We start from the raw sequence: 16,064 nt of genomic DNA, 5'->3' as shown, positions 1-16,064 counted from the left end.
TCACCAGCATAATCTTATAAACAAGCATTCATTCAAGAACGCCCACCGCGAAACACAAGCATAGCGGACAAGGCCCTTGAATCGACCGAAAGCCCCTTATCTTGTGCAAACCACACTTCATGTGTGCAGGCACAAAACAAGGGGCTATTTGTGTTAGCCAATATGTGTACTTACTTTTGTCTAGCAGCAGCCTTTCTCAATTCCTCCACAACCTGACTCTCCACACTGCGGCTGCCTAGATCACCGTGAAAAATGACGCCTTGGCGCGCACCATGAAAATCCGAGCCACCAGTCGGGATCATCCCGTAATGTGCCGCCATTGCGGCGTATCGACTCTCAGCCGCTTCATTATGGTCTGAATGTCGCACCTCCAGGCCCGCAGGCTTGGCCTCCTCTACAATGGAGCGAACCAGCTCATCATTGCCATACAACCCAGGGTGAGCCACCACAGGTACTCCTCCTGCTTCCCGAATCCAGCTTATGGCCTCCGCAGGCTCCACTCGGGGCACAGACACATAACCGGGCGCTCCCTCTGCCAAATAACGGTCAAACGCATCCCTCATATCCTTAGCATAGCCTTTTTGTACCAGCGTATCCGCCATATGCGGACGTCCAATGCTTTCATCCGGCGCCAGCGGTCTGCCCATCGTAGCTACCACCTCATCGAGTGTGATTTCCACACCCAGGCTACGCAGCCGACCCAAAATCAGATCATTGCGGGCATCCCTCGCCTGACGTAGCTTTTCCAACCGTTCCAAAAAAACTTCATTACGGTAATCCATAAAATAACCGAGTATATGAATATCCTTACCGCCTGCCCGTGTGCTAATTTCCACCCCCGGCACCACTGTAATGCCCAATCGCTGTCCTTCCTCAAGAGCTTCCTCCAGCCCAGCTACCGTATCGTGATCCGTAATTGCAACCCCTGCCAGTCCTTTTTCCTTGGCCCAACGCACATTGTCCGCTGGTGGCTGCATTCCATCAGATGCCTGAGTGTGAGTGTGCAAATCGTATCGTCCCGAATTCGTATGCTCCTCCATTACGCATTCTCCTCCTCTTTCATCTCTGCAAGCTCGTTCACCGTATCCCCGGACACATCCGTTCCCTGATCATGACGACGCAAGAATGACAGAAAGGTTACCACCGGAATCGGCAGCAGTGCTGATTTCAGATGGATGGCATAAAACTCACGTTTGAAGGAGATATCTGAAATATTTACAATTTTAAGCAATCCGAGTGCAACCTCATGCTTCACCGAAGAAGGCGATAGCATCGTAATGCCTAATCCAGCCTCGACTGCCGATTTGACCGCTCCAGTGCTGCCCATCTCCATAACGATGGTAAGCCGAGACGCATCAACACCGCGGCTTTTCAGCTCGTCCTCTATCACTTGCCTTGTACCTGACCCCTTTTCTCTTGCTACAAAAGGATGCTTAAACACATCCTCCAGAACTACCTTTTTGGCCTTCGCCAGTGCATGTCCCGAAGGAACAATCAGCTTCAGTTCATCCTGCATCACAGGCTCCACCACGATATCCGGGTGCTGAATCGGCGCCTCAATTAGCCCCAAATTCAACTGATGCTTTAAAATATCATCCATAATTTGAGTCGTATTCATTACATTCATCGCCATGCGTATATGAGGATACTCCTGACCAAACGGCCCCAGCATTCTCGGCACAATATACTCGCCAATCGTAAGACTTGCCCCAATATGTAATCTTCCCTCCAGCATGTGAGTAAAAGCAGACATCGCCTCATCAGCTTCGCGGATAAGCTGCATGCTTTTTTTCGCAAAAGGTAGCAGTGTCGCTCCTGCCTCCGACAGCTCGATTTTTTTGGTGGACCGATGCAGCAGCTTCGTACCAAAATAATCTTCCAAAGACTGAATTTGCATCGTCACGGCAGGTTGCGTCATATGCAGCGCTTGCGCCGCTGCTGAGAAGCTCCCTCGCTCCGCTACCGTATAAAAAATATGTAGCTGATGAAAGTTCATACTGACAGTCCTCTCCCCTCTGATGTTCTTATTTTAACATAAGAAAACGTCTGTCGAAGAATTTCCAAGAAAACATACTGAAATTAGGGGCTTTTTATTATAGATACTATACAATAAAAAAGTATGCAGTTGATTCCTGCATACTTCTGCTAGATAAAATACTTGACGATATGCCTTCCGCCAAATCAACGTCTATTTCCGCTTGCGCGTGCTTTTCATCAGTGTCATACGCCGCGAATGGCGCAACCAGGAATAGTATGACTTCAAATCCCGCAGTTCAATGGTCTCTGACATCCGACCCAAAAGGTAATGACAATCATTTTGTGGAGCGGGTTCCCCGCAATATCCATTTCGCCAGGCAACTCACCAAACTCGGCTACGACCACCAGGTCACCATCAATTAAATATACATCCTCTTCATTGTGATAATAGGACTCCATCCTGTTTTGCTTTAGACATTCCCAAAGCCAGGCGGCGATATGATTCGTTTCGGACTGTTTCTGTTCTATACGGTCTAAGTAGCGTGTTTTCGCATGATTTGTAATCACAATATCGGCGACCTTCTTGTCGCCCATCTCTACGTAGAACGGCTCGTATGTACTCCATCGCTGCATTGCCTTGTCACGCACGGGATCACTCTCCCCACCAGATAGGTCTTTATATCTACCAATATATTCATATGTTACCTCAATAGACCCGGGACTACAAGTTACAAAATTGAAGTTTATCACTAATTTTTAAAGATAATTTTAGGTCTATCAGCATTAAGACTATTATGCAAAAGTCCTGACTTTATAAAAAAAAGCCAGCCCAAGGGCCGACTTTTTTAAGAAAACTTGAAATTCACACCATTTAAAGATTATATTTCATACTCTTTTAATTTTTCCTTATCGTCGTTATACTCCGTCCTGATCTCATTTCGGAAGGAGCGTTCGACCTTGCGCACATAGGAAAGCCTGCGAATATTTTTAACGGTATCCTCTGCCCGATCTGCATTCATGTAAATGACAACATAATGCATACGCCTCGAAATATAGTGGACATTTCCGTATTTCTCCAAATTGCGGGCAGCCTTGATATCGCTCACCCAAATGATGTACCCTGTCCGCTCGGCAAACATTCGCTTCATCTCCCCTCCATTCGATATCATCCCCTATGGCCTATCCGCAGGAGCACTTGCCTCCGCTACCGCAGCCACCCTTTTTCACATTCGGATCATTACTCGGCACCTTAATAGTGTCGGACACAGAATAAGCAATCGTTTCGGACATAGCATGGAGCATATCATCCAACGCCCTTTCTGCCCGTTTGAACTCTTGAACCTCCTGAAATTGTTCAAGCTCCAGTTCGACGGCCTGCACTGCATCCTTCGCTTCATGAAAGTTTGGGTGAAAATGCCCAAAACGTTCCGTTTCCGCGAACAGCTCCTTTTTGGCATCCAGCTTGCGTACACACGCCAGAATCGACGGATTCAATTCCACACGCTGTTTCCAATATAAATAATCCGATACCTCAAAGGACCGGTTGACCATATCGCCCAATTCATAGGCGTTAATAAGCACTTCTGCCATATTGACCGTGTTCAATTCGGCTACGCTCATGAATGTTCATCTCACTTTATATAAAGTTCTACTGGTAAAGTAGACTCATTTATCATACCACATCCTTCTTTTGAGAAGAAGGAGTTTCATGCACATCCTGGCTCTTCTATGTAAAAGGAACCAGCAGGCGCATATCCGACCATTCCCCCGGCTGTAAAGTCGTGCGGGGCAACGTTTCACCGTCCATTCCGGTAGCATACCAGCCAGTCACACTCCACGGTTCACCGGCAACCACCGCTTCCGGTATCCATTTGACTTCTTTTTCACCGATTCGCAGTCCTACCGCCGCTTGCCAGCGAATTGCCTGTTCCATAAGCTGCCGGGCAGTGGATGCATGGTAGCTTCTCCATTCCTTCGTCCATGACGCAGGTACTGCCGATTTCTCTGGAAAATAATCGGCTGGGTCGGGTAGCGTATGCTCCCGTTCATAAAAATGTAACGTTCGGCCCGTGTAAACCAAGCCAGCCCTTCCCTCTTGTGAAAACATCGGCCATTCCTGATTCGAGTCCGCCACCATTGTGCCAGCCGTTTCGCCATTCGTCGTTTCTGTATCTTCCGCCCTGAATGTACTGTCGGAGCTATCCGGACAAATCCCCTCCGTTCCCGCAACCAGCGGATAACGGTGAACCAGCTCGTCTCCCCCCTCCGGCTCCCGTCGTGGACTTAGCCCAATCGTAGCAAGCGTCTTGCGGATTTTGGCAGCCAAACGTGCCGGAATGATAAAGTCCTTTTCGCCGATCTGTTCAAGCAAACCAGCTAGCCCGGGGTGACGTGCAACAGTGTCTGCGTCTTCTCGGGTACCGCAGCGCAGAAGTGTTACCGTCGCAAACGCTGTCCGTCCCACATCCCCTGCCCACTGCTCCATCGCCACGCGTACATGATCAGGCACGCCTGTCCGGCTATACTTGTCCAGAAGTGCAGGAATGGCTTCGGCCTCCATCCCCAGCTCGATGGCCTCTGTAACACTTTCCCGGGTGATCCGATATATTACCATACGGTCCCCCGTCACACGTTCACAGAAGCATTCCAGCTTCCAGCGCACATCATAAGCTACATCCGGCGGTACCAATATTTCAAAATCCGGCTGTACATAAAAGGTACCTTGCTCCTGAATCGCACCCTTCTCATCATTGGAACGAAGCATATCCAGCGCTGGCACGTTCCAGCGAAAACACAGTTCTCCCGACGCGGTCAGACCCCAATCACCCATTCCAAAGGCAGTCAGCGCTGTCACCCAGCCCCTAACCATATCCATGTATTGTCCGTTAAGGTTGAAATTAGATACCGTGTTGTCCTCAATCCTCACGGGGCTTGCATGTATAACAGAAAATTCCAGAGAATCACCACTTTTCCGGTTCCCTCCACTCAGACTCTCCTGCGAAATCAGTCCCCTCTGAGTCATCCATTGGAGTAACGGCCCGATATGAATCCAGCCTTCTGATCCCGCGTGAGTGGAGGCCACACACAGCATATAACGAAAATGCTGTATAGACGCTTCGGCCTTGCCGTACCTTTCCATGAGCGTGACAAGAATATGCTTGCGCATTTGCCAAGCGGACAAGCGAACCCACGCTGCCAGCCCGGCTTCCTGAACATGAAAAGAAGCAGCTTCCTTCACCAGCAGACCCAAGCTGAGCAGCAAGTCCATCATCACCACCGTTTGCACCGGATACAGCTCGGCGTGCGCATATTGTAGCCCAAGTCCAGTCAAATCTTCCGGATGAAAGGGGGTCAGCTCATTTAGCTTTTGCAGCGACCGTTTATGAATGGTCCCTTTCGCTGTCAAAGGAACTCCTTGCACTGCAATACGTGATAACGCATGCAACAGCTCCGCTTCCAGTCCCGTCATCGCTTCATGTACCGTCACCAGTTGATCCGAATCCATCACTTTCATCGTACTTTGACTTTGCTCCAACAGCATCTCGTACAGATCCGGCAACCGATGAACCGGAATATATAACATTCGTTCGCCCCACGATTTGGTAATCGCTTCCAGCCAGCCCCGATCGCGCAGTCCGTGCAGTGCCAACTTCGTTTCGGCTCCGCTCAGCGCTCCCCTGGTAAGCCGTAATGGCTCTTCTTCCTTTATGGGCTGTCCCGCGTGCCGGATAAAACATCGACGTAGCACTAACAGCTCATCCGATGCAAGCTCCTTCCAGCCGCCTTCCGTGTTCGTTACGCCCATTTTTTGATCACGCCTCCTTTTTCTTTCCGCCAGCTTCAGCCTCATCATCCAGGTTCCCGATAACCTCCCCCGAGCTAAATCTGCAAATCGCATATTCATAGCCCTGCTCAATCAAAAACAGTTGACGGCGGGCTGCAAAATCCGTCTCCTTGCTGTTCTCCGTCACCAGCGCATAAAAATAAGCCTTATTTTCACCAGTCTTGGGTCGCAAAATGCGGCCAAGCCGCTGTGCCTCCTCCTGACGGGAACCGAAGCTGCCCGATACCTCAATAGCCACGGCCGCATCCGGCAAATCCACAGCAAAGTTAGCCACCTTGGACACCAGCAGGGTCCGAATCGTACCATTGCGGAATGCATCGAACCACCGCACTCGTTCTGTCTGGCTCATTGACCCGGTTATCAACGGCACGTTCAGCTCCTGGGCCAATGTGCGCAATTGATCCAAATATTGCCCGATAATAAGTGTGGGCAAGCCCTTGTGCTGCTGCATAAGGCTGCGAACCGCTTCCAGCTTGGCCGGATTTTCGGCGGCGATCCGGTACTGCTGCCTGCCTTCAGCACGCATACTGCGCTCCAGAAGCGCAGCCGACATGGGGAGCCGCAGCTCCACACAATCGACCTGAGCGATCCAGCCCTGTCGCTCCAGCTCTTTCCATGGCATGTCGTACCGCTTCGGTCCGATCAAGGAGAACACATCCCGCTCACACCCGTCCTCCCGAACCAGCGTCGCGGTTAAGCCCAAACGGCGGGTAGCCTGAATATCCGCCGTTGCTCGAAATACCGGCGCGGGCAGCAAATGCACCTCATCATATACTATCAGCCCCCATTTGCGCTCGCTCAGCAGCTTCATATGCTCAAATTCCCCATCTTTGGTACGGCGGTGCGTCAAAATCTGATAGGTCGCCGCCGTAATCGGACGCACTTCCTTTTTCTGACCACTGTATTCCCCAATGGAATCGGCAGGAATATCCGTCTTTAGCTTCAATTCCTCAATCCATTGCCGAACAGATGTGGTATTGGAGGTTAAAATAAGCACCTCGCACTGAAGCCGTTCCATCACCGCCATACCGATCACGGTTTTTCCTGCTCCGCATGGAAGCACCAGCACACCGCTACCACCCTGGCCGTCAGCCCCCTCAAACGCATCAGCCGCCTCCATTTGATAATCACGAAGCTTCAGCTCCGTTTGTCCCTGACCCAGAGAAAAATGAAGCTGATTCCCCTCAAGATAGCCTGCTGTATCCATGACCGGAAAACCAAGACGGGTCAGTTCCTGTTTGAGCAATCCCCGATTTTCTGGCGGAACCGACACGGTCACTTCACTGTCACGAAGCAAACCAAGCTGCTCCAGATCCTGTTTGAGCAGCAGTTCATCCAGTAAAGCCGGACTGTCCGCCGTTAGTATCAAGCGGTCGACCGCTGCACCCCTGTGAGTTGTATCCGTCTCCATGCCTATAGTTACATCTTTCTCTATACTGTTCAGATCAGCAGTATCCGTGCTGCAACGCCCCTCTTTTTCTGCTCTCGCCCGTGACAGCGTCAACGTCCCGTAACGGGAAACGAGCTGTTCAATATCCTTTAGCAAATCACGGGGAATATCCCAACGGGACATGGAATGTAGACTATTTTGAACATCCGCGGCACTCCACCCAAGGGCAGCCGCATTCCACAGAGACAATGGAGTGATATGATATGTATGAAAAGCGGACGGGCTTTTAACCAGCTCCGCATAGACCTGCAACTGTGAACGTGCATGCTCCGAAGCGGGCAGTCCGATTTCCAGCAAAACGGTAAAATCGCGTTGTACAATACAAGGGTGATCCGGATTCATAATTACCTCCCGTCAATCTATAACGCATCATCTTAAAATCCATTTAACAAACAGTTTATCCGTTTATTCGCAGATCAATCGGAATAGCAAGAAGTCCAACCCGTATACGGGTTGAACTCCTTGTCATCCAGGTCTATCCTTGCTTTTTTACCTAGTGAACCTGTTCGGAAATATGGCTAAGCGCCTCTCCAGCGTTGTCTGCAAAAATATGACGTACGGCCAGATCGCCAATCGAAACAATCCCGATCAAACGATCCCCTTCCGTTACGGGCAGACGACGGATTTGCTGCTCCGCCATCAGCTCGGCTGCTTGATCCACCGACATGTCGGCTTGAGCTGTACGGATACCTGTCGTCATCACTGCGTCGACCGAACTAGAGCCGGAATGCTTGCCCGCATAACCGCGAACGACTAGGTCACGGTCTGTTACCACACCAATAAGCTTGTCACTGCCTTCGCTCTCCACAACCGGGATAAAACCGGTGTCGTTATCCTTCATTTTGAGCGCAATTTCATAAATATTGTCTTGCGGGGTAACCGTTACACATTTTTCAGTCATAACTTCCTGAACCTTTTTCATGGGTACTCCCTCCTTTTCAAGAGTAGGGTACCCCATTTCATTCTGCTCATACGCCGAATCAGCTCATCCAGATTCAGCTCACGTTAGCTGTTAGCGGCTGGAATTTTCTGTTTTTCGCTCCGCAGCATATCCGGTAGACATCGCAATAAACAAACGAACCGCCTTAATCATCGCGTCCTCGTCAAAATCAAACTTAGGATGGTGATGCGGATAAACGGCTCCCTTAGCAGGATTACCCGCTCCCACGAACATAAAGCAGCCCGGCACACGTTCCAAATAATAAGCAAAATCTTCGGCAGGCATCAGCTTCGACGCTTCCTGAACTTTTCCCTCTCCAAAAACAGGTCCTGCTTCCTTAAAGAAACGCAAAGCTTCTTGCGCATCATTTACAACAGGCGGGTATCCCATAATATAGCGGATATTGGCTGTTGTTCCGTAAGTTGCCGCTGTAAGCTCCGTAACCGCATGCAGTCGATCCTTCATCACCGTCCGGGTTTCCTCGTCAAACGTACGGATCGTCCCACTCAGGCGGCATGTTTCCGCAATCACATTTTGCGCAGCTCCCCCTTGAATTGTTCCCACCGTCAGCACAGCAGGCCGCAAAGGGTCCACTGAACGGCTCACGATGCTTTGCAGCTGCATAACAAGAGCTGAGCCCGCTACCACACTATCATGGGTGGACTGAGGCATACCGCCATGACCACCCTTGCCCGTAATTTCAATATAAAAATCGTCCGCCGCCGCCATCAACGGCCCTGCGCAACTCGCAGCCGTTCCGACCGGGAACGGTGTCCATAGATGGATGCCATAGATAACGTCCACACCTTCCAGCACACCATCCTTCAGCACATTGACCGCGCCGCCAGGCAACAATTCCTCCGCAGGCTGGAACAACAACCGTATTTCTCCTTCCAGCTCATCCCGATGCAGACTAAAATAGTAAGCCGTTCCGAGCAAAACGGACGTATGCCCGTCATGTCCACATGCGTGCATGGCTCCGTCTACGCTGGAACGATATTCGCACTCTTTTTCATCCTGAATGGGGAGAGCATCCATATCAGCGCGTAGCATCACAACAGGGCCGGGCTTGGAACCACGAATGGTACCGACAACACCATGCCCTCCTACGTGACGGCGAACCTCAATCCCCCAGTTTTCCAACTTGTCCGCTACAAAGGCTGCGGTTTTGCTTTCCTGAAAAGAGATTTCGGGATTTTTATGTAAATATCTGCGCCACTCCACCATATCGTTCTGTAGCTGGTCAAACCAGCTCTTATCTGTCGCATGTTGTGTCATATTGCTCCACCTCTCCTTTTAAAACACCGGGCAGCTTCCCGATAAATCTTGCAGATTCACAACGTATGTGCCACTGCTCTCAAACCTTATTTTGTATTCTATTGTAGCAGATATGGAATTATTGCGATATCCGTTGCTGTATAGAGGTTGCAGAAGCCCTCCAAACATACTATGATTAAACGGATAAACGATAAAATAATAATGATAAACGCCTGCGAGGCATACACTTGCGGCGAATACCGGGGAAGCTGATATGAGAAATACGAAGCCGGAGACTCGAAGAAGAGGCACACCGGATTTCCAATTGCTGATCCTCACCTTGTTGCTGGTTGGATTCGGTGTAATCATGGTATTTAGCGCCAGCTCCAGCGTAGCTCTGCTGAATAAAGATTACAATTTTGACTCTTTATATTTTGTGAAGCGTCAAGCTGCGTTTGCTATACTAGGACTTTTCATCATGTTCGTAGCTATGAATATTAGGATGGAAAAATATAAAAAGCTCTTTGTGCCCTTGTTTTTTATCACCATTTTACTGCTAGTCATCGTTCTTTTTACAGGCTCTCTCAACGGCGCAAAAAGCTGGCTCAGATTTGGTAGTATTGGTTTCCAGCCAACCGAGCTTGCGAAAATATCCATTATCCTGTACTTATCCGCGCTGATTGTCAAAAAAGGGGATCGCTTTAGAGATTTACGAACCGGCTACATACCCGTGACCGTCATTGTAGGCTTTGTTGCAGGACTCATTATGCTTCAACCGGATTTTGGCTCTTGCTTCATTCTGGTAGCCACCAGTGGCCTGATTATTTATGCCGGGGGAGCCAGCGTCAAGCATATTACGGCTTCGATTGGTCTGCTCTTACTGGGCGCTGCCCTCGTTTTTGGTGTAGGCTCGTTGTTTGGAGGAAATTCCGGAACAACAGATGGACAAGCCACAGCCAAGCAAGATTATAAATCGGACGTTTTCAGGCCTTTCTCAATCCTACGGAAGATAAACTGGGGACTGGATATAATCTCGTACAATCCTTGCAAGCTATAGGAGAAGGCGGACTAAGTGGGTCAGGATTTGGTAAGGGCATTATCAAGCTTCACTACTTGCCTAACTCTTTTAATGACTTTATTTTTTCCGTAATTGGTGAAGAATTCGGATTCATTGGAACAGCGATATTCCTGATGCTGTATCTGTATTTTATTTGGCGAGGGATGATCATCGCCTTGCGTTGTCATGATCCGTTTGGGACGTTGGTAGGTACAGGTATTATGGGACTGATCGCTATCCAGGCGTTCATTAATATCGGCGGTGTAACCCAGACTATTCCGATCACCGGGGTCACGCTTCCTTTTATCAGTTTTGGTGGATCGTCCCTTCTTGTTACGATGTTCTCCATGGGGATTATGCTTAGCATCTCCCGCGAAAACACCAAGCAGGCAGTACAGGAACGTACTACAGGAGTAGCAGTTCGGACCGAAGTCCCTAATCGTTTTCAAACCCGGAGAGCCAACCGTTCCCGCTAAAAAAAGAACTTCCCAGATCACCGATAATGGTGGTTTTGGAAGTTCTTTTGTATATGTATATACATGTATTCAATCTGGCGGAATAGGCTGCAGCTTATCTACAAACAAAAACTGGCGTTTCTAAAAATCGCCAGTTTTTGTGTTCTCATTCATATCTTCGCGGGGAAATCCCCTGCATGTATAAAACTGGCGAAAAACGTCGATGTACCCACCACGTCTTTTTTACACCGCGTCGTCCTTGAAAGCGACACCCTCTACTTTTACGTTCACTTCCACAACCCGCAGACCTGTCATGCTTTCGACAGCTTCCCGCACATTTTGCTGAAGAATTCGGGACACCTCATGAATCGGTGTTTCGTAGAGCACAATAATGCGAAGATCAATGGCAGCTTCCAACTGTCCAACCTCCACTGATACGCCTTTTTGCACATTTTTACCACTCAGCCTTTTGGCCCAGCCTTCGGATAAGCCGCCTGACATTGCAGCAATACCGGGCGTCTCCAGTGCGGCCATCCCCGCAATTTTACCTACGACATCGTTGGAAATCTTGATGTTTCCTGCTTCCAGTTGTTGAATTTGCTCTGCCATGACCTATGTCCCCCTTCATCCATCCTTTATTTGTATTGTAAAGCCTCAGCCACTGCAATTGCAAACCTTGCGTATGAAAAATAACTTCCGTTTACAACCTATATCAATTTAGGTATATTATTTTAGAAAATCCATACAAGTGACAGCATTCACCAAACTTGTACATATCCTTTGATATCGAGGTGCACTTCATTGAAAAAATGGTTATCTCCCAGCTTGCTTATCGCAACCTTTGTCCTTAGCGCAGTTGCACATTACACACATTGGAACGCGATCGCCCAATTCGTCATTTGCGCAATCTCTGTCGTGTTCGTAGCCGGGTTTCTCGGCAGAGCCACCGAAAGCGTAGCACATTATGCAGGCCAACGTCTGGGCGGATTTTTGAATGCCACCTTTGGCAACGCAGCCGAACTGATCATCGCCATCTTTCTCGTCAAAGAAGGTCTTTACGATATGGTGAAGGCGAGTCTGACCGGCTCAATCATCGGCAATCTGCTGCTGGTGCTTGGAGCAAGCCTGTTCGCTGGCGGATTGAAATACAAAGTGCAAAACTTTAATGTATCGCTGGCTGGTTTAAGCGGTTCGTTGATGATTGTGGCGGTCATTGCCCTGTTCGTTCCGGCTGTATTTCTAAATACACATGTCATTACGGATAGTGAATCGGATACGCTCAGTCTGATTGTCGCGGGCACACTGATTGTGGCTTATATTGCGTGGCTTATTTTTCGATGATTACGCACAAAGACTACTTATCTGACGTGACTGAACAAAAGGACGAAGAATTACCGCATGAGCATGCTCCTGTGTGGTCCAGAAACAAATCCATTAGCTACCTGGTAATCGCTACCGTCATGGTCGCCTTTGTCAGCGAATGGCTTGTCGGAACACTGGAGGTATTCACGACCCAGTTCGGACTCAGCGAATTGTTCGTGGGTGCATTCCTCGTTGCCATTATCGGTAATGCGGCTGAGCACAGCGCAGCCATTTTGCTGGCGATGAAAAACAAAATCGGCGCATCTGTCGAAATCGCAGTCGGCAGCAGCCTGCAAATTGCGTTATTCGTTGCACCTGTGTTGATTTTTGTCAGCTACTTCATGGGAAATACAATGAATATCGTTTTTACTACGATTGAGCTGGTCGCCATTGCTGTCTCTGTATTTATCGCCAAATCCATTACTCAGGACGGCTCAACCAACTGGTATGAGGGATTGATGCTGCTGGTTGTGTATGTTCTGTTAGGTGTATCTTTCTTCCTCGTGTAAACAGCTTTCAAGGTTTTAAAATGTTCATTAGGATGGTAGTGACCGCTTCACGTTTCATTTGAGCTTCTGATCACTGTTGCCCTTGGTTTTTTTAAGATGATATAACTCCTTAAACGGTTAAAATTCAAGGGCAAAGGTGAACGCTTACGCTTCTCCAGATTCAAATGAACCGCTACGCTGCTGTTATCCCCTGAAAGAACATTATAAAAGATAGGTCGACTCGTTCCATTTCATATGTAAAGGCATCAAAAAAAGCATGCTCTCGAACTCCGCATGCTCTCATCAATGAAACCGTCTTTCTAATTGGCCTTATTGTTCATGGCCTCATATAGAATAGCCAGATTGCGTTCCAGCTCACTGACCAGCTGTTTACCTACCATTTCCGGAAGAAGGCCGGCGCGAACCGCGAAATCCACTTCCTTGGAAAATCCGTACATCTGAGTATCCAGCACTTCCTCATAGAGAGGGCAATAACGGGTTGCCAGATTCTCCATCTGTACTTCAATAAGCTTCTTTATTTTATCTGCGTCATCTTGAAGCAGATTAATAGCCTTAATATTCAATTGTTCCTGCAAATCAGATGAAGTCATGGATTCTTCCCCCCTATCTCTCAATGTCGCACAAGACGTTCTAACCTTAATATTAGACCAAATTGCAGGCTAATACAAGAACCTGACAAAAAAAGCATCCCTACAGTTACAGGTAGGGATGCTTTTGATCCAAGAATATAGTCAGGAGGCTACCGATATGTGTAGCCCGTGCTTCTGGAACACTTCAGTGATCGCTTTCTTGGCTTCCTCCGCGTCAGGTCCATGAACGTGCAGCTCATAGCTGTGGCTGCTGACTAATGTCGTAAACAAGCCAAGTATACTTTTCACGTCAATATACTTATTTTCGGAATGAAGGACGATGGAAGAAGTAAACTTGCTCGCTGTCTGTGCAATTTCAACAACCGCCGCGTTATTATTAGACATAGAGATCCCTCGCTTTACTGGATTATCATGTATCATTACTCACCCATTATAATACATTGAAATCGCTTTCTCAGCAAGGATAGATATCGTTATTTCAAGTTCTCGGGATTTAACGGCTCCAGCTCAGGCAGTACAAAAATGCCATCCTTGCGGATCAGAACATCGTCAAAATAAATTTCACCACCACCGTATTCCGGACGCTGAATCAAGACCAAATCCCAATGGATCGAAGAACGGTTACCGTTATCTGCTGTTTCATAAGCTTGACCCGGCGTGAAATGCAAGCTGCCTGCGATTTTTTCGTCAAACAGAATATCCTTCATCGGATGCAAAATATACGGATTGAACCCAATTGCAAACTCGCCAATATAGCGTGCTCCCTCATCGGAATCCAAAATATCGTTTAACCGCTTCGTATCATTACTCGTTGCTTCTACAATTTTACCATTCTCAAAGCGGAATTTTACATTTTCAAAGGTGATACCGTTGTACAGCGTTTGTGCATTATAGCTAATAGTTCCATTAACGGAATCTCGAACAGGGGCGCTATATACTTCGCCATCTGGAATATTGCATTGACCGGAGCATTTGATGGCGCCAATTTGCTTAATAGAGAAATTCAGATCTGTGCCCGGTCCGCTAATCCGAACCTTATCTGTCCGGTTCATCAGGTCAGCCAGCGCATCCTGCGCCTTATCCATTTTCGCGTAATCCAGATTGCACACATTGAAATAAAAATCTTCGAACGCCTCTGTGCTCGTATTCGCCAATTGCGCCATGCTGTCATTCGGATAACGCAGCACTACCCATTTCGTATGCTTTACCCGCTGCTCGCTATGTACCGCATGCTGATAAATCGAATTATACAATTTCATCTTGTCTTCCGGCACGTCTGACAGATCATTGACATTTTCACCAGCGCGAATCCCGATGTAGCAATGCATTTGTTTCATCCGGTTGAGGTCTATTTCAGCCCAGGTTTGCACCATTTCCTTTGTCGCATGACGTAGCATGGTGCTCTGTACCTTACGATCAGTAAGCTGAACGAAAACGTTGCCGCCTTTTTTGCCTACCTCATGAATAATGGCGTTAAGCAGGTCACGCTCTGTACCAATCATTTCAACCAGCACGTTCTCACCCGGCTGTACCTCAACAGAGTAACCTACCAGATTTTCTGCCAGTTTAAGTATTCTGGGATCTTTCATTTAATGTCTCTCCTTCTCTGTTACATTCTTTTTGAACAACGGTTAATTCGAAGTCCATTGTATCATGCCCGTTGCGTTACTTGTAGCCCTCAAAAGCAACTCTGGTAATCAGAGCTTCCTCATGCCCCTCTCCATTTGCCTCCTGCCGCGCAATTTTGCATTCCGACGACAACTTCAGGGGCAAGCCTGTTTGGCGGTCTATCGTCAGATGATACACAGCATGCACATCAGAATGTTCTAATTGGCTACTCATATCCTCGCGACTCTGCGCCCATATTCGATTCAGTTTTTGCTGCACCTCTTGATTCTTCCCGTTCTGCTTCATGTTTGCTTGCAAGAGGTGAGGATTTATGGCATCCATTTCTTTCATTAAACGGTCTTTCAACCATCGCTTGGCTGAGGACGATTCTGGCTCAATCCTCACTACCCAGGTTCCCCGCGCGGCCCCGGCCTCTATACGAATGGTTTTATTCAGTGCATTCAGTTCCTCCAGCTCCTGAATCGGATTAAAACGATTTAACGTCCCTACTCCATTCATAGCTATACGACTGGATGTAACGGCAATCCATTTTCCATCCAGACGAAGAAAACGCTCCTGTGTTACCCCATCCCCGGATGCGCCTTGTTTGAGTGCAGCATAGCTTGACCGCTTGTTAAAAGCCCCCGCAGAACTCCAATGCATGGTCAGTTCATCGTGGTTGCTCACCTTACCATGATATGCGAACTGTTTATCCACCGGCATACCATTTCTGGCTATGACACCAGCCTGACCTTTGAACGTTAACGTTTCTTTGCCTGCTATCCCTGCAACGGCTCTTTTAAAAATCTGATCCGGCGCATTTTGCTGTTCTGCAAGTGTACATCCACTTAACGAGCACATGGTGAGCAACATACAAACCAGCATACTCCATTCTCTTCTCCAATCCATCCAATCATCCGCCCATCATATCCTGAAGTACAGCCCTTACCAATGGGTAAGGGCTGTACTTCAGGAAAACTACGTTATTTTTATACCTACGATTAGGGTTTCCTGA

General features: G+C 48.3%; 13 protein-coding genes and 3 pseudogenes. 2 read left to right on the top strand and 14 right to left on the bottom strand.

Annotation, left to right across the window (positions count from 1 at the left end; all coding sequences use genetic code 11):
• Window positions 1-170: 170 nt before the first annotated feature.
• From ASL14_RS22930 to ASL14_RS22890, 9 genes and pseudogenes are all read right to left on the bottom strand, one after another.
• Window positions 171-1,040: a PHP domain-containing protein gene (locus ASL14_RS22930; RefSeq protein WP_134913619.1), complete on the bottom strand. Its 870-nt coding sequence runs from the start codon at window positions 1,038-1,040 to the stop codon at window positions 171-173.
• Window positions 1,040-1,996, bottom strand: a complete 957-nt coding sequence (locus ASL14_RS22925; protein ID WP_134913617.1) for a selenium metabolism-associated LysR family transcriptional regulator — start codon at window positions 1,994-1,996, stop codon at window positions 1,040-1,042. The genes ASL14_RS22930 and ASL14_RS22925 overlap by 1 nt, the downstream gene beginning before the upstream one ends.
• 192 nt (window positions 1,997-2,188) lie before the next feature.
• Window positions 2,189-2,625: pseudogene (locus ASL14_RS22920) on the bottom strand (hypothetical protein).
• Between the two features lie 230 nt (window positions 2,626-2,855).
• Entirely contained in the window at window positions 2,856-3,116 is a 261-nt protein-coding gene (locus ASL14_RS22915) for a YlbG family protein (protein ID WP_014282311.1), read from the bottom strand.
• A gap of 40 nt (window positions 3,117-3,156) precedes the next feature.
• A complete protein-coding gene (locus tag ASL14_RS22910; RefSeq protein ID WP_044648891.1) occupies window positions 3,157-3,597 on the bottom strand; it encodes a YlbF/YmcA family competence regulator in 441 nt (146 codons plus the stop codon).
• 106 nt (window positions 3,598-3,703) lie between these two features.
• A complete protein-coding gene (locus tag ASL14_RS22905; RefSeq protein ID WP_134913615.1) occupies window positions 3,704-5,782 on the bottom strand; it encodes a helicase-associated domain-containing protein in 2,079 nt (692 codons plus the stop codon).
• A 7-nt stretch (window positions 5,783-5,789) separates the two neighbouring features.
• Complete coding sequence (locus ASL14_RS22900; RefSeq protein WP_134913613.1) at window positions 5,790-7,613, bottom strand: DNA repair helicase XPB; 1,824 nt, start codon at window positions 7,611-7,613, stop codon at window positions 5,790-5,792.
• 151 nt (window positions 7,614-7,764) lie between these two features.
• A complete protein-coding gene (locus ASL14_RS22895; RefSeq protein ID WP_134913611.1) occupies window positions 7,765-8,193 on the bottom strand; it encodes a CBS domain-containing protein in 429 nt (142 codons plus the stop codon).
• Window positions 8,194-8,283: 90 nt separating this feature from the next.
• On the bottom strand, window positions 8,284-9,489 hold the full coding sequence (locus ASL14_RS22890) for a M20 metallopeptidase family protein (RefSeq protein WP_134913608.1): 1,206 nt from the start codon (window positions 9,487-9,489) through the stop codon (window positions 8,284-8,286).
• A gap of 253 nt (window positions 9,490-9,742) precedes the next feature.
• Between ASL14_RS22890 and ftsW the strand changes: the two are divergent.
• Window positions 9,743-11,001 (top strand): annotated as a pseudogene (ftsW, locus tag ASL14_RS22885) (putative lipid II flippase FtsW).
• Between the two features lie 222 nt (window positions 11,002-11,223).
• Here ftsW and ASL14_RS22880 read toward each other — a convergent pair.
• Window positions 11,224-11,589: an Asp23/Gls24 family envelope stress response protein gene (locus ASL14_RS22880; protein WP_013310912.1), complete on the bottom strand. Its 366-nt coding sequence runs from the start codon at window positions 11,587-11,589 to the stop codon at window positions 11,224-11,226.
• Window positions 11,590-11,781: 192 nt separating this feature from the next.
• On the opposite strand from ASL14_RS22880, the pseudogene cax reads away from it, so the two are divergent.
• Window positions 11,782-12,851: pseudogene (cax, locus tag ASL14_RS22875) on the top strand (calcium/proton exchanger).
• A 299-nt stretch (window positions 12,852-13,150) separates the two neighbouring features.
• On the opposite strand, the gene ASL14_RS22870 reads toward cax, so the two are convergent.
• From ASL14_RS22870 to ASL14_RS22855, 4 genes are all read right to left on the bottom strand, one after another.
• A complete protein-coding gene (locus ASL14_RS22870; protein ID WP_134913606.1) occupies window positions 13,151-13,441 on the bottom strand; it encodes an Fpa/YlaN family protein in 291 nt (96 codons plus the stop codon).
• A 141-nt stretch (window positions 13,442-13,582) separates the two neighbouring features.
• Window positions 13,583-13,825, bottom strand: coding sequence for an HPr family phosphocarrier protein (locus tag ASL14_RS22865; RefSeq protein ID WP_134913604.1), 243 nt, complete (start codon window positions 13,823-13,825; stop codon window positions 13,583-13,585).
• 89 nt (window positions 13,826-13,914) lie between these two features.
• The gene (locus ASL14_RS22860) at window positions 13,915-15,030 is read right to left on the bottom strand and encodes an aminopeptidase (RefSeq protein WP_134913602.1); all 1,116 of its coding nucleotides are present in this window, start codon (window positions 15,028-15,030) and stop codon (window positions 13,915-13,917) included.
• Window positions 15,031-15,106: 76 nt separating this feature from the next.
• Window positions 15,107-15,958, bottom strand: coding sequence for a hypothetical protein (locus tag ASL14_RS22855; protein WP_134913600.1), 852 nt, complete (start codon window positions 15,956-15,958; stop codon window positions 15,107-15,109).
• Window positions 15,959-16,064: the final 106 nt, after the last annotated feature.

Origin of the sequence: Paenibacillus sp. IHB B 3084, from assembly GCF_001447315.1 — a bacterium.
Lineage (GTDB): Bacteria > Bacillota > Bacilli > Paenibacillales > Paenibacillaceae > Paenibacillus.
Note: the sequence above shows the minus strand (reverse complement) of the source record. Positions and strands in the feature narration are given on the sequence as shown.

What these genes read in the sequence shown, in the direction of transcription:
- ASL14_RS22930 (WP_134913619.1), bottom strand. Translation starts at nt 1,040, where the DNA reads ATGGAGGAGCATACGAATTCGGGACGATACGATTTGCACACTCACACT.
- ASL14_RS22925 (WP_134913617.1), bottom strand. Translation starts at nt 1,996, where the DNA reads ATGAACTTTCATCAGCTACATATTTTTTATACGGTAGCGGAGCGAGGG.
- ASL14_RS22915 (WP_014282311.1), bottom strand. Translation starts at nt 3,116, where the DNA reads ATGTTTGCCGAGCGGACAGGGTACATCATTTGGGTGAGCGATATCAAG.
- ASL14_RS22910 (WP_044648891.1), bottom strand. Translation starts at nt 3,597, where the DNA reads ATGAGCGTAGCCGAATTGAACACGGTCAATATGGCAGAAGTGCTTATT.
- ASL14_RS22905 (WP_134913615.1), bottom strand. Translation starts at nt 5,782, where the DNA reads ATGGGCGTAACGAACACGGAAGGCGGCTGGAAGGAGCTTGCATCGGAT.
- ASL14_RS22900 (WP_134913613.1), bottom strand. Translation starts at nt 7,613, where the DNA reads ATGAATCCGGATCACCCTTGTATTGTACAACGCGATTTTACCGTTTTG.
- ASL14_RS22895 (WP_134913611.1), bottom strand. Translation starts at nt 8,193, where the DNA reads ATGAAAAAGGTTCAGGAAGTTATGACTGAAAAATGTGTAACGGTTACC.
- ASL14_RS22890 (WP_134913608.1), bottom strand. Translation starts at nt 9,489, where the DNA reads ATGACACAACATGCGACAGATAAGAGCTGGTTTGACCAGCTACAGAAC.
- ASL14_RS22880 (WP_013310912.1), bottom strand. Translation starts at nt 11,589, where the DNA reads ATGGCAGAGCAAATTCAACAACTGGAAGCAGGAAACATCAAGATTTCC.
- ASL14_RS22870 (WP_134913606.1), bottom strand. Translation starts at nt 13,441, where the DNA reads ATGACTTCATCTGATTTGCAGGAACAATTGAATATTAAGGCTATTAAT.
- ASL14_RS22865 (WP_134913604.1), bottom strand. Translation starts at nt 13,825, where the DNA reads ATGTCTAATAATAACGCGGCGGTTGTTGAAATTGCACAGACAGCGAGC.
- ASL14_RS22860 (WP_134913602.1), bottom strand. Translation starts at nt 15,030, where the DNA reads ATGAAAGATCCCAGAATACTTAAACTGGCAGAAAATCTGGTAGGTTAC.
- ASL14_RS22855 (WP_134913600.1), bottom strand. Translation starts at nt 15,958, where the DNA reads ATGGATTGGAGAAGAGAATGGAGTATGCTGGTTTGTATGTTGCTCACC.